Origin of the sequence: Nocardia sp. NPDC058499, from assembly GCF_042719915.1 — a bacterium.
Lineage (GTDB): Bacteria > Actinomycetota > Actinomycetes > Mycobacteriales > Mycobacteriaceae > Nocardia.
In genome coordinates this window covers 24846-46923 of record NZ_JBHXMZ010000007.1, presented here as the reverse complement: position 1 = coordinate 46923, position 22078 = coordinate 24846, and the positions used below count along the sequence as shown (strand labels likewise).

The window sequence follows — 22078 nt, the reverse complement described above, 5'->3', positions numbered from 1 at the left end:
GCACCGCCACGGACCGCGGCGAAACTACTTCAGTCCGACGCGGACCTGCACGGAGTCCTCGTCGGTACTCGCCAGCGCCTGCTCGATCAAGGTACTGATGTTCACCTGCGGCGCAGTATTGCCCAGGCTCTCCGTGAGCGGAGCCAAACCGGGTTGCAGGGCGGCGAGTTCGGGGCCGATTTCGTCGAGGACGGTGCGCAGGCGCTCCAGTAACGGGACGACCCCGCCATCCGCCAGGTACTTCTCCGGCGACCCCTCGGCTCCGGTGACCCTGCCGACCGATTCCACGAAATCGTCGAGTACTTCGGCGAACCGGGTGAATTCGGTGGCCGCCGCAGAGGTCGCGGGTCCCGCCCATTCGGCGTCGGCGGCGGCGGTTTCGAAGTTGTCGAGCAGTTCGGCGATCCGCGGTTCGCGGGACATGATGGCCGCGGCGAGCAGGTCGGCGGCGCGGGTGAGTTCGGGGAGTACCGCGTCGGTGCCGTGCAGGGCTTCGCTCATGGTGCGCACCAGGGAGTCCATGGTGGCGGGGTCGAGCTGGTTCATGGTCCGGGTCACCATGCGGGCGGCCTCGGGGATGGACAGCGGGCTGTGGATATCTTCCGATTCCAGCCGCTGCCCGTCGGATATATAAGGCCCCGCACCGGTTTTCGGCGCGAACTGGACATAGGGTTCGCCGAGCGCGGACAGATGCTCGATGGTGACGACGCTGTCGGCGGGTAGCCGGTGCGAATCCTGCACCCGGAAACCGACTTCCACACCGTCGGTGATGCGGTCGACCGAGGTCACGCGACCGACTTCGATACCGGTGAGCAGAACCGGTGAGCCGACGCCCAGACCGCCGGAATCCTCGAGCACCAGGGAGGCGTTCAGGTAGTCGCGGAACGGATCGGCACGCACCACACCGAAGGTCAGGTAGCTCGCGCCGAGCACCGTGATGGCCGCGATACCGCCCAGCGACGCCAGTGGACCCAGTTTCATCGGACGGCTCCGATCATGCGCAGGGTTTCGATGATCCGGTTCACCTGGTCGTCGGTGGACAGTCCCGGCGTGCGGACGGCACTGATATCCACCTTCGGGCCGTTCTCCACGAACGGGATGATCTTGTCCCGGAGCAGCGCGACCAGCATGTTCAGATTCGAGGGTTGCCGCAGATCCAGCGGCCCCCCGGTGGCCAGCGGTACGAACGCCGCCGCGGCCGCGCCGCCGGACTGCGCCAGCGGCGCCAGCCAGCTCAACGACTGCCCGACCGGCCCCAGGCCGCCGAAAATTTCGGTCACCTCGGCGATGGAGGCGGTGGCGTCGTTCATCTGCTGCACCGATTCGGGACGCAGAATATTGTCCAGCTCGTCCTGGATCCCGTGCATGACCTCCGCGTTCTCGGCCACACCGTTGAGCAGGAGATCCACCTGGTCCAGATGTGCGGCCAGGTCCACCGCGTCCGTGGCCAGCACCTGCGCGATCTGCTGGGTTTTCGCCGGGTCCTGTGGCAGTACCGAATTGAGCCGGTTGACGATGTCCTGCAGATCCCCGACCGCTCCGCTGTTGACGAAGAAAGCGATCGCCGCCATCGTGTCCTCGAGCTGGACCGGTGGTTTCGTGCGGTCGCGGGTGATGGTGTCACCGGGGTGCAGCAGGGTGTCGTAGCCGTCGGGCGGGGTGGTCAGCGCGACGTGGATATCGCCGAGCACGGTGTTCTGCCGCAGCTCCGCGATGGTGGTGGCCGGTAGTTCGACCTCGTCGTCGATCTCGATATCCACCACCACATAGCCGGTGGTGGTGGCGTCGCCGGGGACGACCTCGACATTTTCGACGTTGCCGATCTCCGCACCGTTGGCGATGACCTTCGCCCGCGCGGGCAGGTTCAAGACATTGGCGAATTCGATCCGCAGCGGATAACTCCCGCCGGTGACGGTGGCACCGGGGACCGGGATATCAGAGGGATCGAATGCGCATCCGGAGACAGCCAGGGTCGCGGCAAGCCCGCAGGCCGCCAGCCCACGCCGCAACCGGGTGCGGTCGAACGTGATCCGCTTCGTCGTATCGAAGGATATTCGCCGTGTCATCGCGCACCCGCCGATCCCAGTACCAGCCGCACCAGATCCAGATCCACCATGCCGTTCGCCGCACCGGCGCAGCGGCCGGGTGAGAGCGCGTTCACCGCGGCACACACCTGTTCCGCATGCTCCTGCGGTATCGCGACCCGCGGCGGTGCGTACGTGAGACCGGGCGCACCGGTCGCCGGATCGGTGACCGTGCGCAGCGCCGAGGTCAGCACCGGTGTGGTGGCGACGATTTCGCTGAGCGAACTTACATTGGCGCGCAGCAGTTTCACCAACGGCACCAGGTTGTCCAGGCCGGCCATCAGCGGATCCGCCAGGATCACCGAGAGATCGTTGAGCATCGGCAGGATTTCGCGTAGCCCGTCGAACAGCTCGATCCCCGGCGTGAGCAGCTCGGCATGCGACATCTCGAGCGTCGGCCCCAACCGGGTGAGCATCAGTTTCAAATCCCCCCAGTGGTCGGCGACCTTGTTCGACACCGAGGCGTAGGCGTCGAAAATACCGGCCAGATGGGCGATATCGGCGTCCGGGGATTCCATGACCCGGCCCAGCTGGTTGATCAGCTCGTTGATCTGCGGGCCGGTGCCGGCCGAGGCCGAATCCACTGCGTCCAGTCCGCCCGCCAGCGCATTCGGCCGGTCCTCGGTGCCGCCGATCTGATCGGACAGCTGGGCCAGCGCGGTCACCGTCTGGGTGAGACTCTTCGGCGTCAGAGTGTTGGTGAGGCACTGCCCCGGATCGTGCTCGTCGGCGGTGTTCGCCCCCGGCAGCACCGCCAGTTCCCGGTCGGCGACCACGGTGTCGGACACCGTGGTGGCACCGGCGCCGGCGTATACGGGATGGTCGGCGTCGACCTCGAAGTCGACGCGCACCTTCGCGCCCGCCGGGGCGATCCGGGTCACCGAACCGACCGTGATACCCCGCATCGACACCTGATTGCCCTGGTAGAGGCCGATACTGTCGGGCATGATCGCGCAGTAGGCGCGTGTCTGCTTGAACGGTTCGAACGCGATCACATAACCGGCGGACACCAGCAGCACCAGGGCCACCGCTCCCGCGATCGACATCAGGGCCGGTGAGGCGAGCATCCGTTTCAGCATCAGCACACCTTCCCGGGAAGCGGGACGCAGACGACGGCACCGGGATCGAGGCCGGGCGCGGTCACCGTGGTCCCCGACTGATCGACCTGCACACCGCCCTCGGGCCCGACCAGTTCGCGCAGTTTCGCGCTGAGGCTCTGCGCCGAGGCGATCATGGGTTCCAGCTGGTCGCCGTACTCCTGCAGCCGCGGCAGGGCGTCGGCCAGCTGCTGCACCTTCGGCTTCAATGTCTGATCCCAGCTCGGGGCCAGAGCTGTCACCCGCTGCACCACCGAGCTGAGCAGGCCCAACGCCTCACGCAGTTCTGCGCGTTTGTCCAGCAGCACCGTCTCCATGAGATTGACGTTGTCCATCAACCGGCCCAGATCGGTTTTCGCGCCGTCGTACATGGTCACGTATTCGTCGGCGGTCGCGATGGCGTTCGACACCTGGGTGCGCTGGCGTTCGATGGCGTCGAGATAGCTGCCGACGGTATCCAGCACACTGCGCAGTGTTTCCGGTGCGCCTTCGATGGAGGTGTCGAGTGCGGCGAGGTTGTTGCGCAGCGTGTCACCGTCGGTTTCCCGCAGTGGGGCCGTGGCGTCCTGGAAGGTTTCCATCAGGCTGTAGGGCAGCCGGACGCGGTCGGCGGGAATCGGGTTGTCGCCCAACGGCTTGTCTCCTGCCGGGAACAGCGCGACATAGTGGCCGCCGACCAGCGTGAGCATGCGGATATCCAGCGAACTCCGGTCACCGACGAAAACATCGCGATCCACGGTGAACCGCATCAGCACCCGATCCGGTTCCAGTTCGAGGGATTCCACCTCCCCCACCGGGACCCCGGCCAACCGGATATCGTCACCGGCCTTCACCGACTGCGCCTCGCTGAGTTCGGCGGTGTAGGTCTTCTTGCCCAGGGGGATCACATACAACGCGCCGACCGCCACACCCAGCACTGCCACCGCGCAGAGTCCGGCGATACCCAACCGAAGTTGCTTACGCAGTTTCGTGGGTTCGTCGGTGATCGGCTGGTCCCGGTCGAACCAGCGGCCCAGAGCCGATTTCAGCCGGGTGATATTCATCCGTTGCATATCGCCACCTGCTGCCCGCCGATCAGGACCCGCACCGGGGCCGGTACCTCGGCTTCGCCCTTACTGCAGTCCGGCCGGAAACCGGACGGGGTCCGGGGGAACGCGGTATCCACCGCGGCCAGCAAACCTGGCATCCGGCCGAATGTGTCGAGAGCCTGCTGCGGATCCGGGAACAGGTTGCGGATCATCGCATCGATATCGGGGCCCATCTCCGGGCTCAGGCCCACCGCGGCCAGCAGGCGATCCACCGGTTCCAGCACCGACGGCGCGCTCATCGCGAAATCCGCGAGGCCCCCGACATTGCGCTGCAACGCCTCGAAGATATCGGTGAGCCGGGCCAGCAGCGGCACCAGGTGGTACAGCCGGCCGCCCACCCGTTCGGCCAGGTCGGACATATTGCGCACCAGGGTCCCGATGACATGCTGGCGGTCTTCGACGTATTCGCTGAGCGTGCCGATGGCGTCGAGCGCCGGGCCGATACCCGCGCCGTCGCCCTCGATCACCGCGAGCATGCTCTCGGTGAACTGGTTGAGCGCCTCCGGCGACAGTGTTTTCAGAACCGGTTGCAGGCCGTTGAACAGGCTGGTCACATCGAACGACGGAATGGTCTGCTGCGGCCCGATATCCGTACCGTCGGCGAGCCGGACCCCCGGGTTCGGCTGCTGCTGCAGATCGATATAGCGCTGGCCGGTGAGATTTTGGTAGCGGATGGCCAGGATGCTGTTGTCGTAGACGGGGGTGTCGGTGGTGACGGTGAGCCGGACCTTCGCCCGGTCGCCGTCGAGGGTGACGGCCTCGACCTTGCCGACCTGCACACCGAACATCCGCACATCGTCACCGGTTTTCAAACCGTTGGCGTCGGTGAACAGCGCGTGATGGGTGTCGGTTTCGCCGTCCACCGGCCGTTTGATGGCACCGATCACCAGGGCCAGCACCAATGCCATCACGCCGGCGAACAGGGCCAGCCGCCAGGCGGCGCCTCGCGCGGTCATCGCTGTCCTCCCGCGGCTCCGTCCACTTCGACCTCGAGGTCGAGTACCGGCCCGTCAGGCCCCTCCTTGAACGCGACCCCCAGCCGGGTGAGCAGGGTGCGCAGATCGGCGGCCGACTGCTGCGGGTCCGGTACGGCCAAGGCCAGCAGGTTCAGGGTGGGGGCGAGCATATCGGTGTATCCGGACAGTTGGCTCGCGCTGTTCATCGTGCCGGTCAGGGCGGGCAGGATATCGCCGGTCAGCGCCTTCACCCCGGCATCGAAATCGGGCCGGTTCGTGCGCAGCACATCGATATCCACGATCTGGTCTAGTACCTCGATGGTGGCGCCGGCGAACTGCCCGCCGCCCTGGAACGCCGGGCCCAGCTGCCCCACCAGTTCGTTCGCCGGCATCGACTGGTGTTCGGCGATCACCCGCCCGGCCGTGATCAGCGCCTCGGCCAGCGGGGTGAACGCCTTGACGTCCGCGGCGGCCTGGGAAATGACCCGCGCCATATCGGCGGTGAACACGGTGCCGCTGGTCTGCGACATGCTGCGCAGCAACGCGCCCATGGTCGCGTCGTACACATCGGCGGCGCGGCGGCCCGTCAGATCCACCACCGCACCGGAACGCAGCGGCATACCACCGGCGCCGGGCCGCAGTTCGATTTCGCTGATACCGAAGAGGTTGGCGGGCGCGTAGTCCACCACCATGCTGTCGTCGATCCCGTGCAACCGGTTCTCGTCGAGGGAAAGGCTGATCTGCTGGGTGCCGCGACCCGCCGGCGCGATATCGGTGACCTCCCCGACCTGCACGCCGTCCACCCGCACCAGCGTTCCGGCGACCACACCGTCGCCGATCTGCTCGGTGCGCAACGCGACCCGCAGCCCGTCGTCCGAGGTGATCGCCCGGTAGCCGTAGCCCGCCAGCGTGACGACCACGACCACCGCGACGACCAGTACGCCGACCCGCCGCGCACTACGCGGACCGGCGGCGACCCCGGGCATTCCGTACTTCGGCATCTGTCCCTATCCCGTGAAGCTGATCGCCGAGTTGAATCCCCACAGCACGATCGTCAGGACCATGTCGAGGGCGATGATGGCGACGAAACTGGCTCGTACCGCCCGGCCCGAGGCGATACCGACACCTTCGGGTCCGCCGGTGGCGAAGAATCCGTAATAGCTGTGCACGCAGATCACCACGATGCCGAATACCGCGACCTTCACCGTGGCCGCGATGATGTCGAATCCCGCGATGAACTGGAAGAAGTAGTGGTCGTAGACGCCGGCGGACTGGCCGTGTACCAGGGTGATCAGGCCGCGGCAGGCGAAGTAGGAGCCGATCAGCGCGATCAGGAAGGTCGGCACGATGGCGATGGCGCCGGCGATCACCCGGGTGGTCACCACGAACGGCACCGACCGCAGGCCCAGCGCCTCGATGGCGTCGATCTCCTCGGAGATCCGCATGGACCCGATTTCCGCGGTGATCCGGCAGCCGGCCTGCGCGGCGAAACCCACCGCGGCCGCGATCGGCGCCAGCTCCCGCGTGGTCGCGAAGGCGGATACGATCCCGGTGACCGGCCCCATCCCGAGCATGTCCAGGGTGGCGAAAGATTCCACCCCGATCGACGCGCCGATCACGATTCCGAGCACGATCATCATGGGGACGGTTCCGCCGCCGACGATGACCGAACCGCGCCCCCACGTCATATTCGTGATGATCCGCAACGTTTCGCCGCGGTAGCGGCGCAGGGCCAGCGGAATCGACGACAGCACCTGCCAGCAGAACACGACGGCGAATCCCAGCGAATCCACCGCGCTCAGGATCCGGCTGCCGCGGCGGAAGTAGCGCGCCAGGAATCCGAGGCCCTTCGGGGCGTACGAGGTCGCCGCCATCACGCCAGCCTGGTGGGTAGGAACATGGTGGTCACCTGGGTCATGACCAGGTTGACGATGACGATCGCGACGATCGAGAGCACCACCGCGGCGTTCACGGCGTCGGCGACCCCGCGCGGGCCGCCCTTGGCTTCCAGCCCGCGCTGGCAGGCGATGATCACCACGAGGAAGCCGAAGATCACCGCCTTGAGCAGTGAAACCCATACATCGGCGGCGGTGGTGAACGAGCCGAACGCGGCCCAGTACGAGCCGGGCGTGACCCCCTGCCCACCGATCGCCACGAGATAGCCGGCCACGATGCCGACGAAGATCACCAGAATGTTCAGCAGCGGCGCGACCAGCAGCATCGCCACCATGCGCGGGATCACCAGCCGGTGCACCGGGCTGATCCCCATGGTGTTCAGGGCGTCGATCTCCTCGCGGATCGTGCGGGCACCGAGGTCGGCCGCGATCGCCGCGGCCCCGGCACCACCGAGCAGGAAGCCGGTGGCCAGAGGCGCGCCCTGTTTGATCACCCCGAGGCCGCCGGTGGCACCGATCAGCGAATCGGCGCCGAGATTGTGGATCAGATTGCCGACCTGCACCGAAACGATCACGCCGAACGGCACCGCCATCAGGATGGCCGGGAACGCGGTGACCGTCACCAGCCGCCACGCCTGCACCAGCATTTCCTGCCATTGGAAGCGGCCGCGGGCCAGATCCGAGACCGCACCGCCGACAGATTCCCGGGCCATTCCGACGCCCCGGCCGAAGGTCCGCACCGAGGACACGATGGTGCCCGAGAAATTCTTGCCGACGATTTCCCGCGCGGTTTCGGTGCGGCGGGTGGGTTGCGGCCCGGTGGAGCCGGAAGGCCGGTCCGTATCAATCGCCGCGGTAGGGCTCTCGGGAGTCATCGCCGAGATCCGTATACCGCCACGAGGGCACGCAAGGTTGTGAAGTTCATGCGTTCAATCTCTCCGGTCCGGCATCGATGCCAATGGAGAGCAAGCTAATCGTTACGGGAGGTGACAAACAAATTTGCGGCAGTGTGACAGTGACCACGGAAAATTGCCGTTTCGCATGGCAGGTAATCGATTGTGCGTCGCGCCACTCGGTGCCGGGAAGTAAATGAGAACAGGTTCTACCAAAATTTACAGCCTGCAAACTCGGGCGATCACGCGCGCCGGCGATTCGCCACACAACCGCACCCGGGCGGCCTCGGAGGCCGATTGGGCGGAATATTCGACCGATACGCACGCCATGGGCGACAATTCCCCCGTGCGAACTCAGTTCACCAACGAGCTCGTCGCGTTGACCGCGGATCTGACACAGATGTGCCGCATCACCCACGAGGCGGCCGGACGGATGACCGACGCCCTCGTCGGGGCCGATCTCACCGCGACCTACGAGGTCTTCGCCCTCGACGAACGACTACAGACCATGTACAGCGCCTGCGAAGCCCGCACCGTCGTCCTGCTGGCGCTCCAGGCACCGGTGGCGCGCGATCTGCGCCACGTTGTCACCGCCATCCAGATCGCCGGTGAACTGTCCCGGATCGGCCATCTGTTCAGCGGGGTTGCCGACCAGGTCTATCTGAGCCATCCCGAACCGGTCGCCGCCGCACCGGTCCTCGACCCACTCGGCGCCATGGCCGAACTCGCCGCCGCGGCCACCGAACGGGCCGAACGCGCGGTGACCACCGGCCGCTACAGCGCCGCCGACGAGGACGCGCCGGCGGCCATGCGGGCCCTGAACCAGCAGCTGCACACCGCACTTTCGGACACCGGCGATACCACCGATACCGCCATCGCGCTCGCGCTGGTCGGGCACCGGCTCGCGGGCAGCCTGGAACACACCGACCGGATAGCACGATTGATCCATTTCCTCGATACCGGCATTCCACCGACCGCCCAGATCGTCCCCGACGACGAGGCCGCGAGCTGAAACGAGCGTTAACCCACCCCCGGTTGGCTCCCAAACTTGGGAATTCCCTATGCTTTTCACGAACCGCCGGCCGGTACACACCAGCCTTCGGTGAATTGTTCACCACACCACAAAACCGCCGGAAACCTTCCGGCCCACAGACGTCACGACGAGCACATCCGGTGCACAGGCGACCACGGGACTCCCCCTCATCAAGCCCCGCGGGCGTCGGCGCGGTACCCGGTCCGGACAACCGGGCCGCGAATCGCACCGGGGACGCAAGCCCTCGTTCGTGGCAGGCCCACCTCCGAGTCGGCGCCGGCACGGCGACTCGGAGGTGGTGCCGTGGACACTATGCCGAATCTCACACCGGAGATTAGCTTCGGGTTAGCTGGACGAGACGGTAGCTTGACGCTCGGCACATCCCGGCACCTCGGCAAGGAATTTCGTTGAAGCCCACAACATATGAGCAATCGGGCGTATCGCCCATCGGCGCCCGATTCGCGGAGGTGGCGCGGTGAATTCGCTGCTTTCCGCACTACCCGCTCCGGTACGCAAATTCGCGGCCGTCGCGGTACCGATCCTGATCGTGATCGTCCTGGCCGGCGGCTACTTCCTCGAAGGACGCAGCAGCACAACCGATCCCGCCGCCGACGCCGCGGACGCCCCGAGCGCCACGGCCGCCGACGTACAGTCCGCACTGGACCGCCTCCCCGTCAAGACCGAAGTCGCCATGACCGGCTACAGCCGGGAGAAGTTCCCGCACTGGGACGACAACGCCGCCGAACACGGTTTCGGCCCCGAATTCGCCCAGTACAGCAAATGCACCACCCGCGAGGTGATGATGCTGCGCGATGCCTCCGGCGAGGTGACCCTCGACCCGAAGACCTGCGATCTGACAATCGGCAAGGGCGGCGGCTGGCAGGACACCTACGGTGTCATGGACACCAAAACCGGGAAACTGAAGCCGTACAAGTTCATCACCGAATCGTCGGGTGTCGACGCCGAACATATCGTCCCGCTCGCCGAAGCCTGGCGCTCCGGCGCCAAGAGCCTCGACACCGACACCCGGCGCCGCATCGCCAACGATGCCCAGAATCTCATCGCCTCCGATCCCTCCGCGAACCGCTCCAAAGGCGATCAGGACCCGGCCGACTATCTGCCGCCGGGAAGTTTCCGGTGCGGATATATCTCCCAGTACGTGCAGGTCAAGCTAAAGTACGGACTGAGCGTCGATAAGGACGAGCAGACCGCACTGCGGACCGCCGTGGACGACTGTATAAAACGAGGTGAGTTCAAATAGCCGAAGTCATCGAGTTGCCGAATAAGACATCGGTCATGACCCGGGAAGCCGGGACGATCTCCGGTGCCCTGGATATCACCCTCGACCCCGACGGTTACGGTCTGGTCCGCTACCGGGAAACCGAGCAGTGGTACACGATCGGCAATCTCGATGACACCACCCCGCGCACCTGGAAGTCCTGCGCCGAATTGGCGGACGCGATCGCACAGGTGACCGGAACCCGCGACGCCGCGGGCAGTACGGTCCCCTTCGAGTGCTGAGGTCGGCATGCCCGCGCGTCGGGCCCAGAGGGCGTCAGGCGACGACCTTGTCCTCCCACTCGATGCGGTAGCGCTGTTCGGTGCCGGCCAGTTTCTCCGGGTTCATCGTCCGGGCCATGATCGGCATGATCAGCTGCATCATCTTGCGGGCGACAGGTCCCGGGGTCTTGCTGTGGTTGATTTTGGCGGCGCGCGCCGCCACGCCTTCCACCCGGGAGCGGCGTAACCGCTCGTAGGTCGCGAAAGCCGTTTCGAGATCGGGGAGATCACGCAGGCAGCGGGCCAGCTGGATCGCGCTCTCGATCGCCAGCGAAGCACCTTGCCCGGAACTGTTGGACGGAGCGTGCACCGCATCGCCGATCAGCACCATACGGTCGCGGTACCAGTGCGGCACGGGCGGCATGATGTGCAGTGCGCCGGTGACCTCCAGTTGGTCCGGAGTGGTCGCCCGGGCGAGCGGGCCGCCCGGGTGGTCTGCGCTGTAGGTGTCGCGCAGGATCTCCAGCCAGCGCTCCGGTGGGGTGTCGCGGGCTTCGGTCAGCGAAAGATATTCCGCGCTGGGAAGATTCGCGCCCCAGCCGATGCGGCCGTCGCCGAGCGGCCAATACAGGTAGTAGGCGCGTTTCCCGTAGGCGAAGACGATCGTTTCGTCCGGGGTCGCGATATCGCATTCGACTGTGGCGCCGAAACCGAGCATCCCGGTGAAATCCGGGCCCGGAGCGGCCGGGTCGATCAGGCGGCGCACGGTGGACCGGATTCCGTCGGCACCGACGAGTACATCGGCAGTGGCGGTACTTCCGTCGGCGAATCGTGCGGTGACACCGCTCGCGGTATGGTCGGCCGCCACCAGGCGTTTGCCGTATTCGACCGGAACGCCGGCCGCTACGGCCCGGTCGTGCAGTACTCGATGCAGTTCCCCGCGATCGACCAACTGCAACGGCGGCTGGTCCGGGAGGCTGGGCGCGGGCAGCAGTTTGCCGCCGACCGACAGGCACATACGGGGCACCGGCACGGCGATATCGCGGACCGCGTCGCCCGCATCGATCACATCCAGCGCGGCCACACCGTTGGGTGCCAAGGCCAGCCCGCTGCCGATCGTGAAAGCGGGCCCCGGATAGGCCTCGTAGACGCGGGCGTCGATACCCGCCTTGCGCAGCGCGGTGGCCACCACCGGCCCCGCGATTCCACCGCCGATCACCAGCGCGGTTTCTGTTCTGGACACAGGAGTACTCCTCGAGAGATGCAGAGTGGGCGACGCCGCCGGTGGCGGCGCCGCGCGGGCCGCCGGTCCGCACCGGTGTGCGGGGAACCGCGCGCCCGAACTGGTACTCGTCACCGAACCGACCTGCGCCCCGCCTCCCGGTTATCCTGTGTTCTGCCAAACTCGCGGCCGGGTGTGCGTTGCGCGGGCACGGTCCGAGACGGTGATCCGGTCCCGATGGTGGTGTTGGCGCACCACCATCGGGCCGGTGTGATGAATCAGTGGGTGGTATCAGCTCCTTCCACGTATTCGCGGGCACGCGCGGTATCCACACCGCCGCGGCCGTGCCATGACTGCCATTCCGCCTGGCCGGGGAAGGTTCCTTCGAGAAGTTCGGCGCGCAGGGCGCGGGTCCATTCGGCCTCGGCCTCCAGTACGGCGAGCCCGTACTCCGTTTCGATGAGAAACAGCCGCGGTAGTTTCGTGGAGAGGTCGGCGAGGTCCTTCTGCACCTGCGCGATCTGCTCCTCCAGCACCGCGAGCCGGCGGCCCAGTAATTCCGCCACCTCGTCGGGCGGCAGCACGGCAAGGATCGACAGGCCGGCGATATAGCGGCCGCGTTCGGGCTCCGGTTCGGCGATCAGTTCCCGAGTCCAGTCCACGAGTTCGGTCCGGCCGGAGTCGGTGATCCGGTAGATCACCCGCTCGGGCCGGGACCCGGCACGCTCACTGCCCACCACCTCGAGAAACCCGGCCTTCGCCAGGTTCTGCACCACCGTGTACAGCGACCCCCATTTGATGTCCATGTCCTGGTCTTTGCCGTACTCACGCAGCCGTGCCGCGATCTGGTACCGGTGCATGGCCTCGTCCTGCATGACCGCGAGTACGGCCAGCGCCAGCAGGTTGTTCACCGTGCGCTTCTTCGCCATCGCGACCTCCTTACTCGCCTACGAATATACGTATACGAGTACCCGCCCGCAAGAAGACTTCCTCAGCCCTGTAGTGGTTGCTGCTGACGCCCTGAATCGACACTGCCGTCACTCCGGGCACAGGACAGCCTGCCCGGATGGATCACGGCTTGTAGACCGCCTTCATCGAACCGTTGGCCAATGCGTCTATGTTCGGGGCGATCCCGCTCACGTGGATCACGCCGAACTGCCCGAACACCGCCTTACCCGCATCCACATCCCGCTGAAACTCCTTCACGAAGTGCGCGTCCCGTCGCTCGTTGCATTCCAGGGCAACTTTCTGCACCGGGGTCTCGGCCTTCCCGGTCACACCGGGGTCGTTCGTTTCGCGCATCAGCCAGCCCTCATCCTCGATGCGGAAAACCCCTGCGAAGCCGGTGTGGGCGTACTCGCGGGCCATCAAGTCGTTGAACGTCTGCCGGGCATCGAGCCCCTCGGGCAGGTAGGGCGCGAACCTGTCGAGTGTCTGATCCAGATAGGCCGCCATGTCGAAACTGGGGTCATTCCTCTTAGCGGCCAACCCCTGCGGCATCTGGCGCAGCACGTAATATCCGAGAACATGTTCCGGTCGATGGTTTTTCAGGAGCTCGGAGAACTGAAAACCTTCGTCCTCCTCCGTCGGCGTGGACTCGACGCCTTTCTTGTCGGCGATGTGGATGAGGGCCGCGATCTCGCCTCGCTCAGACCTGAAAGCCTCTTTGACATTCGTCGCTTCCGGCGGCCGGCGACCTTCGTGGCGAACGACGCGATCCTTGCCTTCGGTCCTCGCGAGCCACTTGTTGAATTCCTTCAACAAACCGCCTGATTGTGGAAGATTGTGCTTCTTGTAATGCACTGTGAACACAACTGCGTTGTCGCCCTCCGACAGCAACCAATGCGGCCGATTCTCGTCTGCACCGTCGGCCAGCCGGGCCTGTGTTCTTTCCTTGAATTTTCCGTCGGCAACGAGCTGCTTCCACTCGGCCGCCTCGAAGATATCCGCGGACTTGTTCAGGCTTTTCCCCGTACTTTCCAAGTGGCCGGCGAAGTACCGGGCCTCGTCGGGAAGTGTCTTCAACAGTCTGTCGGCCGCAGCCCACATGGCCCTCATGACGCCTGACATGCCTGCCATTCTCACCTGGACATACACAGTGACGATCGACCGCGGGTCCCGGCACTGGCAACAGCGACTTCAGGAACCGGGCAACGAGCACACTCGCGCACTGGCGACCCGTAGGCCGGATCAGACGCGATCGAGTAGATCAGGTGGGGCGGCCTGACGCCACGAATCGCGGACTATTGCCCGCAGCTCATCGTGGTCGTCGAGGGCGGACAGCCGCACCCGGACCCACGCATTCCCCGCTTCGTGCCCCGCGATCCAGAACTTGGCGGGTTCGGCGACCACCAACTCGTCGCGGTCGACGATCGGGCAGCGCACAGCCATCGACGTCTCGTCTTCGGGCAGGGTGAGGAACAACCGGCGCTCGACCCGGAAGATCGGCATCCCCCAGGCGAACTCCTCGCACGTCCCCGGCAGCGAAAGAGCATAAGCGCGTGCGTCATCCCCGGAAGCAGTCATGGACGGATTGTGCCCCGGCACACCGACAGGCGTGATCGCGCCGAACGCGGATTCACGCGCCGCCCACCGTACCCGCGAGCTCGACCCCGGCCCGATCGAGCTGGTGCAGGGCCGATTCCACCGTCGCCGGTGCGACGCCCGCGGTCAGGCCGAGCAGGACACGGGTGCTGAACCCGGCTCCGGCCGCGTCCAGGGCGGTGGCCCGGACACAGTGGTCGGTGGCGATACCGACGATATCCACCGAGGTGATCCCCCGGGTGCGCAACCAGACGGCGAGGGGCGTGCCGTCGGACGCGGCGCCTTCGAAACCCGAGTAGGCGGCCGAGTACTCACCCTTCGAGAAGATCTCCTGCACCGTGGCGGTGTCGAATTCGGGATGGAACTCCGCGCCCGGAGTACCGACCCGGCAATGCGGCGGCCAGCTGTCGACATAGTCCGGGGTCGCGGAGAAGTGGCCACCAGGATCGATATGGAAATCCCGGGTCGCCACCACCGCGTCGTACTCGGCGTCGCGCAGATATTCGCTGATCAGCCCGGCTACCCGGGCGCCCCCGGCGACGGCCAGCGAACCGCCCTCACAGAAATCGTTCTGCACATCCACCACGATCAGCGCGCGTTCCATACCCCCATTTTCCCCCGACCCGGCCGGTCAGGCCACAAAAGTGGTGGAGACCGCCGGGTCACCGCCGGACAGTTTGATGCCCTCCCAGGGCAGGCTCACCAGGCCGCGCGCCACGAGCTCACGGGATTCGGTGAGCGGCGGCCGGTCGAGCAGTTCACCACCGCGGACCAGCGGGACCGGCAGCTCGCGCACCTCGAGGTCGCCCGGGTCCGGGTATCGGCCGGCCGCCGGATACACGATCTCCTCGACAATCGTCCCGGTGGACCGGGCCAGGCGCACCGCTCGTTTCGCCCCGCCCCGCGACTCCTTGTGGCTGGACCTCTTGGCCACCGGTAAACCCTCGACCTCGACCAGCTTGTACACCATGCCCGCCGTCGGGGCACCCGAACCGATGACCAGCTGCGTACCGACCCCATAGGCATCGACGGGTTCGGCGCGCAGGGCCGCGATCGCGTATTCGTCCAGGTCGCCGGAGACCACGATGCGGGTGTTCACCGCCCCCAGTCCGTCCAGTTGCTGCCGGACCTGCCGGGCCAGCACGCCCAGATCACCGGAATCGATGCGCACCGCCCCCAGTTCCGGTCCGGCCACCTGCACCGCGAGGTCGACACCGCGGGTGATGTCGAAGGTGTCGACCAGCAGTGTCGTTCCCGGGCCGAACGCCGCCACCTGGCTGCGGAACGCCGCCACCTCGTGTTCCCCGTCGGGTCCGCTGTGCACCAGAGTGAACGCGTGCGCACTGGTACCGGCGCCCGGCACTCCGTAGCGGCGTACGGCCTCCAGATTCGAGGTCGCGTGGAAACCGGCCAGATAAGCCGCGCGCGCACTGGCCGGTGCCGCCAGTTCGTGTGTGCGGCGCGACCCCATCTCGATCATGCGGCGCCCGGCCGCGGCACTCACCATCCGGGCGGCCGCGGACGCGACCGCGCTGTCGTGGTTGAGGACCGACAACACCAGGGTCTCCAGTACCACGCATTCGGCGAAGGTCCCGGTCACCGACAGGATCGGCGATCCCGGGAAATACAGTTCACCCTCGCGGTAGCCGTCGATATCGCCGGTGAAGCGGTAATCCCGCAACCAATCGATGGTCTTGGTATCCAGGAACCCGGCGGCGACCTCCAGCTCCGCTTCGCCGAACCGGAAGCGGGTCAGGGCGTCGAGGAGACGGCCGGTCCCGGCCACCACACCGTACCGGCGACCGTGTGGCAAACGCCGGGCGAACACCTCGAAGGTGCAGCGCCGCGCCGCGGAACCGTCGGCCAGCGCGGCCGCCAGCATCGTGAGCTCGTATTGGTCGGTCAGCAGTGCGGTGCTGGCGGCGGTATCGCGCGGGTCCACGGTTGTCACTGTAAACAGGCCCGGCCACCGTTCGGGTGAACCACCCGCCACGCCCGGGACGACGGGCAATCCGGCACCGCTTTCCCGGCCGTGCCGCCCGGGCTGCGCGCGGACTCCGGTAAGGCCAGAGGCAGCCGTATTGTTCCTGCTCCGGGTGTTGTGAATTACTCCGCGCGTCGTACCCTTGGTTTCATGGCCTTGTGCAACACAGCACCCCGCTCCCGGACGATCGAGGTCCGCGTAGGCGCCGCCGGCGCTACGTTGTCGGCGGCACAGGCGACCCCCGAGGCCGTGGAGGCCACCGAGATCCTGGAGGCCGAGGACCGCCCCTGGGTCACCGTGGTGTGGGACGATCCGGTCAACCTGATGCACTACGTCGCCTACATCTTCCAGAAGCTGTTCGGCTACAGCAAAGCCAAGGCGACCGAGCTGATGCTCAAAGTGCACAACGAGGGTAAAGCCGTCGTATCGTCCGGTTCGCGGGACAAAATGGAACAGGATGTCCGCCGGCTGCACGCGGCCGGCCTGTGGGCGACCATGCAACGAGACGACTGATCGGACGGTTACCGTAGCGACGTGCGTAAATGGAGCCGGAAGAACTCATTGAGCGGTCTCAAGCTGCGGTCGGAGCTGGACGCGCGCGAAGCGAGCGTGCTGCGCTCGCTGGTCGGCGCGGTCTCCGGTCTGCTGGGTGAGCGCGCATCGTCGGCCCCCGAGGACGAACTCGCCGCCCTCACCGGTCTGCGCAGCGGCAACACCCTCCCGCCGGACGATCCCCGGCTGGCCCGGTTGCTCCCCGATTTCCATCGCGCCGAACCCGGCTCCCCCGACGCCGATCGCGCCGATCTCAACAGCGCGCTACGGGGTTTGCACGAACCGGAGATCATCGACGAGAAGCTGGCGGCCGCCGCGGTCGTCCTGCGCACCGTGCCGGAGGACGGCGGCAAGGTCGCGCTGACACCCGAGGAAGCGGACGCCTGGCTCGCCGCCCTCACCGATATCCGGCTGGCCCTGGGCGTGGTCCTGGAAATCGACGCCGACACCCCCGAGCAGTTCCCGCCGGACGACCCCCGCGCCCCCCATCTGGATGTCTATCACTGGCTCACCTGGATGCAGGACTCCCTACTGCAGGCGATGGCCCCGTGACCGGCGCACCCGGACCGCGTAACGCGCTCACCGATATCGCCGGCCTGCTGGTCGGCCACCACCACGTCCTCGACCCCGACGCCACCCGCGGCTCCGGCGCCGCCACCGGCAGCACGGTGGTCCGCGCGCCCGGCGGCGCGGTCGCCGCGGTGGATGTGCGCGGCGGCGGCCCCGGCACCCGGGAAACCGATCTGCTCGACCCCGCCAATACGGTGCGGCAGGCGCACGCGATCCTGCTCACCGGCGGCAGCGCGTACGGCCTGGCGGCCGCGGACGGTGTGATGCGCTGGCTGGAGGAACACGGCGAGGGCATCCCGATGGACCCGGCCGACCCCACCCGGGTGGTGCCGATCGTGCCCGGCGCGGTGATCTTCGATCTACCGGTCGGCGATTGGTCCACCCGCCCCACCGCCGAGTTCGGCTACCACGCCGCGGACGCGGCCGGACCCGATTTCCTGCGCGGTTGCGTCGGCGCGGGAGTCGGCGCGCAGGCGGGTGCGCTCAAGGGCGGTATCGGCACCGCGAGTATCCGTTTCACCGACGGTATCGCCGCCGGGGTCACCGTCGGCGCGCTGGTGGTCGCGAACCCGGTCGGATCGGTTTTCGACCCGCGCACCGGGCTGCCGTGGGGCGTCGGCACCGACGGCCCGGAGTTCGCGGGGTTACGCCCGGCCACACCGGAACAACTGGCCACGGCCAACGCGCTCCCGGTCAAGAGCACCGTCCTGAACACCACCATCGGCGTCGTTGCCACCGACGCCCCACTCGACACCCTGGGCTGCCGCCGCCTCGCCACCACCGCGCACGACGGTTTGGCCCGGGCCGTGCGCCCCGCGCATTCCCCCCTCGACGGCGATACATTCTTCGCCCTGGCCACCGGCACCGCAACACCACCGGACCTCCCGGCCCTTCCGGCGACCTTCCCCGGCGACCTCCCGCTGCTCGACGAGCTCTGCACCGCCGCCGCAGTCTGCGTGGAGCGGGCGGTGGTCGACGCGATCCGGTCGGCAGTACCGGTCGCGGGTATCCCGACCTACAGCGAACTGTTCGGAAGCTGAGCCCCCAGCCGCTCGACGTGGACAACCCCGGTGATCTACCTAGCTCGGCCGCCCGTCAGCAGGCTCCGAACCACCGGCACTCGATCCGACCGCGCCGAAACCACCACCGCCCCTCCCAACCGCCCCCACCCACACAGCAGCAGCACCAGCCCTCCCGAACTCACCCAGAGCAGCACCAGCCCACCCGAACACACACAAAGCAGCAGCACCAGCCCTCCCGACCGCACCCACAGCGGCACCAGTCCCCCGACCGCACCCACAGCGGCACCAGCCCCCGACCGCACCCACCGCAGCACCAGCCCACCCGAACACGCCGAATGCAGCCCAGGCCTCGAGAAAACGCCGAATGCAGCCCGCTCGAGAACGCGGCGAGACCAACGCACCGCGCCTCGAGAACGCACCCCCAGGCGCGCCGAGTCTTACGAGGCCCTCGAAGGTTTTGGCCCGTCCCTGCTTTCAGCACTCGATGCGATGCGGCGCAGCCGCGAGTGTCGAGTGCTGAAAGTAGGGACTTAGTGGGCCAAAACCCCGCGCCGCCGGAGGCGGCGCCAACAACACGGGAATACCCGAATATCCTCGACGGTTGTCGGCTGTGATGGGTCGGCGAGAGCCGAGACGATGTGTGGAGAGGTTCGATTGTGCTCGTGATCAGGGCCGACCTGGTGGATGCGATGGTCGCGCATGCCCGCGCCGACCATCCCGATGAGGCCTGCGGCATCATCGCGGGGCCCGAGGGGTCCGATCGTCCCGAGCGGTTCGTGGCGATGATCAACGCCGAACGCTCCCCGACGTTCTATCGGTTCGATTCCGGTGAACAGTTGAAGGTGTGGCGGGCGATGGACGACGCCGACGAGGAGCCGGTGGTGATCTACCACTCACATACCGCCACCGAGGCCTACCCGAGCCGCACCGATATCTCTTACGCGTCCGAGCCCGGCGCGCACTATGTGCTGGTCTCGACCCGTGACCCGGAGCAGCATGAGCTGCGCAGCTACCGGATCCTCGACGGCGAGGTCACCGAGGAACCGGTGCGGATCGTCGCCGCCTACGAATCCGCCTGACCCCCACAACTTCCGACCGACTTCCGAGAAGAAAACAAGCGAGGAGCACTCATGCCGGTCACCGTGTCCATCCCGACGATCATGCGCACCCACACCGGGGGTGAGAAACGTGTCGAGGCCAAGGGGTCCACGCTCGCCGCGGTGATCGAGGATCTGGAGGCCAACCATCCGGGTCTGGCCGAGCGCCTGCTCAACGAGGGCAAGCTGAACCGCTACGTCAATATCTATGTCGACGACGAGGATGTCCGGTTCTCCGGCGGCCTCGAGACCGCCGTGGGCGAGGGTGCGACGGTGACGATCCTGCCGGCCGTCGCGGGCGGGGCCTGACGGTCCGGTGGCACGCTACGAATCCCTGATCGCGACGCTCGGCAATACGCCGCTGGTCGGTCTGCGCAACCTCTCCCCGCAGTGGGAGGGTGAGTTGCCGGTGCGGTTGTGGGCCAAACTCGAGGACCGCAACCCCACCGGGTCCATCAAGGACCGTCCGGCGCTGCGCATGATCGAACAGGCCGAAGCCGACGGCCGGCTCACCCCCGGCTGCACCATTCTCGAACCCACCAGCGGCAACACCGGGATCTCGCTGGCCATGGCGGCGAAACTCAAGGGCTACCGCCTGGTGTGTGTGATGCCGGAGAACACCTCGGTGGAGCGGCGTCAGCTGCTCACCATGTTCGGCGCCGAGATCATCGATTCGCCCGCCGCCGGCGGTTCGAACCAGGCGGTGGCCAAGGCCAAGGAGATCGCCGCGGCGAACCCCGACTGGGTGATGCTCTACCAGTACGGCAACCCCGCGAACGCGCTCGCCCATTACGAGACCACGGGCCCGGAGATCCTCGCCGATCTACCGGAGATCACCCATTTCGTGGCCGGTCTGGGCACCACCGGCACGCTGATGGGTACCGGGCGGTTCCTGCGGGAGAAGGTCCCGGGTATCGAAATCGTCGCCGCCGAACCCCGGTACGGGGAACTGGTCTACGGGCTGCGCAATATCGACGAGGGTTTCATCCCGGAGCTGTACGACGAATCGGTACTCACCAGCCGGTTCTCCGTCGGTCCGTACGACGCGGTCCGCCGGACCCGTGAGCTGGTGCTGGAAGAGGGCATCTTCGCCGGTATCTCCACCGGCGCGATCCTGCACGCGGCGCTGGGCGTGGCCCGCAAAGTCGTCGCGGCCGGTAAACGAGCAGATATCGCCTTCGTCGTCGCCGACGGCGGCTGGAAATATCTGTCCACCGGCGCCTACGACGGCACCCTCGAAGAGGCCGAGGAACGCCTCGAAGGCCAGCTCTGGGCTTGAGTTTTCTGCGCCGCCTCCGGCGGCGCGGGGTTTTGGCCCCCCTTGGTCCCTGCTGTCAGCACTCGATGCTCGCGGCTTCGCCGCAATCGCATCGAGCACTGACAGCAGGGACGGGCCAAAACCTTTCAGGGCCTCGTAAGACTCGGCTGCGCCGCTGGTTACCTCTGGTTTCGGGGTTATGTGAACCTCCAAGGGCCTCGTAAGACTCGGCACAGCCGTGGTTGCGTCCGGTTTCGGGGTATGTGGGCCTCGTACGGCGGTGATGAGGGGTGCGGCACCGCTGTAGTCAGGGTGGGTGACTCGGGGGTGCCGAGCTTGCCGCCGATGGCATTGTCGGTCGGAGATACGCGGGACTGCGCGCGGTGCGGCTTCCTCCGCCGTTTCGATACCTCGGGCGGCACACGCGACACCGTGGGGCAGGGTCGGCGACCCAGTACCCTCGGTATCAGGCGCGTGGAGACCTGGTCGCGCCGAGGAGGAGATCGTCATGACCGGTGGCGCACCCCTGGGCGCTTCGTTCGACCCCGATCGTATTTCCGGGCTCCGGCCGGCCTCCGGTGGCGGCGCCGGTGCACCCGCCGGTCGGCCCCGTTTCACCGCCGGCCGGGACTGGGGGCGGGCCGCGGTGCTGATGGCCGCGTTCGTCGTCCTGTTGTATCTGATCGAATCGGTGGATTCGATCATCGACTACTGCCTCGACTGCACCGCGGGGATCGAACCGCGTGTCGTCGACGGCCTGGACGGCATCCTGTTCGCTCCGCTACTGCACGGCAGCTGGGATCATCTGATCGGCAATACGCTGCCGGTGCTCATCCTGGGCTTCCTGACGCTGGCCACCGGTATCGGCCGCGGGCTGGCCGCCACCGCGATCGTCTGGATCGTCGCGGGCCTGGGCACCTGGCTCACCGGTGGCACGAACTCCATACATATCGGCGCGTCATCGCTGGTCTTCGGCTGGCTCACCTACCTCATCTGCCGCGGCTGGTTCGCCCGCCGGATCGGCCAGATCGTTCTCGGCGTGGTGGTCCTCGTCTTCTACGGCTCCCTACTGTGGGGCGTTCTCCCAGGTCAAGACGGAATCTCCTGGCAGGGGCACCTTTTCGGCGCAATGGGTGGAGTGATCGCCGGCTGGGTACTCTCCACTGATGAACGTCGACACCGCCGGCAACTGCGCACCGGGACAACCGTCCCACCCCGGTGACCGTGGATGCGGCCAGTATTTTCGGGGGATGCAGTCTTGAATCGGGAAACATCGTGGCAGC

General features: G+C 67.0%; 24 protein-coding genes. 10 read left to right on the top strand and 14 right to left on the bottom strand.

Going from position 1 to position 22078, the window contains the following annotated elements; all coding sequences use genetic code 11:
- Positions 1 to 24: 24 nt before the first annotated feature.
- From ACFWPH_RS21495 to ACFWPH_RS21460, 8 genes are read right to left on the bottom strand one after another with little or no spacing between them, the layout of a single operon-like run.
- On the bottom strand, positions 25 to 981 hold the full coding sequence (locus ACFWPH_RS21495) for an MlaD family protein (RefSeq protein WP_378753644.1): 957 nt from the start codon (positions 979 to 981) through the stop codon (positions 25 to 27).
- A complete protein-coding gene (locus ACFWPH_RS21490) occupies positions 978 to 2066 on the bottom strand; it encodes an MlaD family protein (RefSeq protein WP_378753642.1) in 1089 nt (362 codons plus the stop codon). Before ACFWPH_RS21490 ends, ACFWPH_RS21495 begins: the two co-directional genes overlap by 4 nt.
- Positions 2063 to 3163 (bottom strand): MlaD family protein, encoded by a 1101-nt coding sequence (locus ACFWPH_RS21485; RefSeq protein ID WP_378753640.1) that lies wholly within the window; start codon positions 3161 to 3163, stop codon positions 2063 to 2065. The genes ACFWPH_RS21490 and ACFWPH_RS21485 overlap by 4 nt, the downstream gene beginning before the upstream one ends.
- Positions 3163 to 4233, bottom strand: coding sequence for an MCE family protein (locus ACFWPH_RS21480; RefSeq protein WP_378753638.1), 1071 nt, complete (start codon positions 4231 to 4233; stop codon positions 3163 to 3165). Before ACFWPH_RS21480 ends, ACFWPH_RS21485 begins: the two co-directional genes overlap by 1 nt.
- Entirely contained in the window at positions 4221 to 5225 is a 1005-nt protein-coding gene (locus ACFWPH_RS21475) for an MlaD family protein (RefSeq protein WP_378753636.1), read from the bottom strand. The genes ACFWPH_RS21480 and ACFWPH_RS21475 overlap by 13 nt, the downstream gene beginning before the upstream one ends.
- Positions 5222 to 6226, bottom strand: a complete 1005-nt coding sequence (locus tag ACFWPH_RS21470; protein WP_378753634.1) for an MlaD family protein — start codon at positions 6224 to 6226, stop codon at positions 5222 to 5224. Before ACFWPH_RS21470 ends, ACFWPH_RS21475 begins: the two co-directional genes overlap by 4 nt.
- Before the next feature lie 6 nt (positions 6227 to 6232).
- On the bottom strand, positions 6233 to 7099 hold the full coding sequence (locus tag ACFWPH_RS21465) for an MlaE family ABC transporter permease (protein WP_378753632.1): 867 nt from the start codon (positions 7097 to 7099) through the stop codon (positions 6233 to 6235).
- Entirely contained in the window at positions 7099 to 7995 is an 897-nt protein-coding gene (locus tag ACFWPH_RS21460; protein ID WP_378753630.1) for an MlaE family ABC transporter permease, read from the bottom strand. The genes ACFWPH_RS21465 and ACFWPH_RS21460 overlap by 1 nt, the downstream gene beginning before the upstream one ends.
- 364 nt (positions 7996 to 8359) lie before the next feature.
- Here ACFWPH_RS21460 and ACFWPH_RS21455 point away from each other — a divergent pair, with 364 nt between their 5' ends.
- The 3 genes from ACFWPH_RS21455 to ACFWPH_RS21445 all read left to right on the top strand — a co-directional run bounded on the left by ACFWPH_RS21455 (position 8360) and on the right by ACFWPH_RS21445 (position 10567).
- Positions 8360 to 9025, top strand: a complete 666-nt coding sequence (locus ACFWPH_RS21455) for a phosphate uptake regulator PhoU (RefSeq protein ID WP_378753628.1) — start codon at positions 8360 to 8362, stop codon at positions 9023 to 9025.
- A gap of 496 nt (positions 9026 to 9521) precedes the next feature.
- Positions 9522 to 10307: an HNH endonuclease family protein gene (locus ACFWPH_RS21450; protein ID WP_378753626.1), complete on the top strand. Its 786-nt coding sequence runs from the start codon at positions 9522 to 9524 to the stop codon at positions 10305 to 10307.
- Positions 10308 to 10342: 35 nt separating this feature from the next.
- Positions 10343 to 10567: a hypothetical protein gene (locus ACFWPH_RS21445; RefSeq protein WP_378753624.1), complete on the top strand. Its 225-nt coding sequence runs from the start codon at positions 10343 to 10345 to the stop codon at positions 10565 to 10567.
- A gap of 34 nt (positions 10568 to 10601) precedes the next feature.
- On the opposite strand, the gene ACFWPH_RS21440 is transcribed toward ACFWPH_RS21445, so the two are convergent.
- The 6 genes from ACFWPH_RS21440 to ACFWPH_RS21415 form a co-directional block, all read right to left on the bottom strand.
- A complete protein-coding gene (locus ACFWPH_RS21440) occupies positions 10602 to 11789 on the bottom strand; it encodes an FAD-dependent monooxygenase (protein ID WP_378753622.1) in 1188 nt (395 codons plus the stop codon).
- A gap of 257 nt (positions 11790 to 12046) precedes the next feature.
- Entirely contained in the window at positions 12047 to 12697 is a 651-nt protein-coding gene (locus tag ACFWPH_RS21435) for a PadR family transcriptional regulator (protein ID WP_378753620.1), read from the bottom strand.
- Positions 12698 to 12839: 142 nt separating this feature from the next.
- Positions 12840 to 13838, bottom strand: a complete 999-nt coding sequence (locus tag ACFWPH_RS21430) for a hypothetical protein (protein ID WP_378753618.1) — start codon at positions 13836 to 13838, stop codon at positions 12840 to 12842.
- Positions 13839 to 13958: 120 nt separating this feature from the next.
- Positions 13959 to 14294, bottom strand: a complete 336-nt coding sequence (locus ACFWPH_RS21425; RefSeq protein WP_378753616.1) for an MmcQ/YjbR family DNA-binding protein — start codon at positions 14292 to 14294, stop codon at positions 13959 to 13961.
- 52 nt (positions 14295 to 14346) lie between these two features.
- Positions 14347 to 14916: a nicotinamidase gene (locus tag ACFWPH_RS21420; RefSeq protein ID WP_378753614.1), complete on the bottom strand. Its 570-nt coding sequence runs from the start codon at positions 14914 to 14916 to the stop codon at positions 14347 to 14349.
- Between the two features lie 27 nt (positions 14917 to 14943).
- Complete coding sequence (locus ACFWPH_RS21415) at positions 14944 to 16254, bottom strand: nicotinate phosphoribosyltransferase (protein WP_378753612.1); 1311 nt, start codon at positions 16252 to 16254, stop codon at positions 14944 to 14946.
- A 192-nt stretch (positions 16255 to 16446) separates the two neighbouring features.
- Here ACFWPH_RS21415 and clpS point away from each other — a divergent pair, with 192 nt between their 5' ends.
- The 7 genes from clpS (at position 16447) to ACFWPH_RS21380 (ending at position 22017) form a co-directional block, all read left to right on the top strand.
- Positions 16447 to 16809, top strand: a complete 363-nt coding sequence (gene clpS, locus ACFWPH_RS21410) for an ATP-dependent Clp protease adapter ClpS (RefSeq protein WP_062979355.1) — start codon at positions 16447 to 16449, stop codon at positions 16807 to 16809.
- 21 nt (positions 16810 to 16830) lie between these two features.
- Positions 16831 to 17400, top strand: a complete 570-nt coding sequence (locus tag ACFWPH_RS21405; RefSeq protein ID WP_378753610.1) for a DUF2017 domain-containing protein — start codon at positions 16831 to 16833, stop codon at positions 17398 to 17400.
- Positions 17397 to 18458, top strand: coding sequence for a P1 family peptidase (locus ACFWPH_RS21400; protein WP_378753608.1), 1062 nt, complete (start codon positions 17397 to 17399; stop codon positions 18456 to 18458). Before ACFWPH_RS21405 ends, ACFWPH_RS21400 begins: the two co-directional genes overlap by 4 nt.
- 638 nt (positions 18459 to 19096) lie before the next feature.
- Complete coding sequence (locus ACFWPH_RS21395) at positions 19097 to 19519, top strand: M67 family metallopeptidase (RefSeq protein WP_280413820.1); 423 nt, start codon at positions 19097 to 19099, stop codon at positions 19517 to 19519.
- 51 nt (positions 19520 to 19570) lie between these two features.
- Positions 19571 to 19846, top strand: coding sequence for a MoaD/ThiS family protein (locus ACFWPH_RS21390; protein ID WP_378753606.1), 276 nt, complete (start codon positions 19571 to 19573; stop codon positions 19844 to 19846).
- A gap of 7 nt (positions 19847 to 19853) precedes the next feature.
- A complete protein-coding gene (locus ACFWPH_RS21385; RefSeq protein WP_378753604.1) occupies positions 19854 to 20816 on the top strand; it encodes a PLP-dependent cysteine synthase family protein in 963 nt (320 codons plus the stop codon).
- A 487-nt stretch (positions 20817 to 21303) separates the two neighbouring features.
- Positions 21304 to 22017: a rhomboid family intramembrane serine protease gene (locus tag ACFWPH_RS21380; RefSeq protein WP_378753602.1), complete on the top strand. Its 714-nt coding sequence runs from the start codon at positions 21304 to 21306 to the stop codon at positions 22015 to 22017.
- The last annotated feature ends 61 nt before the right edge of the window (positions 22018 to 22078 follow it).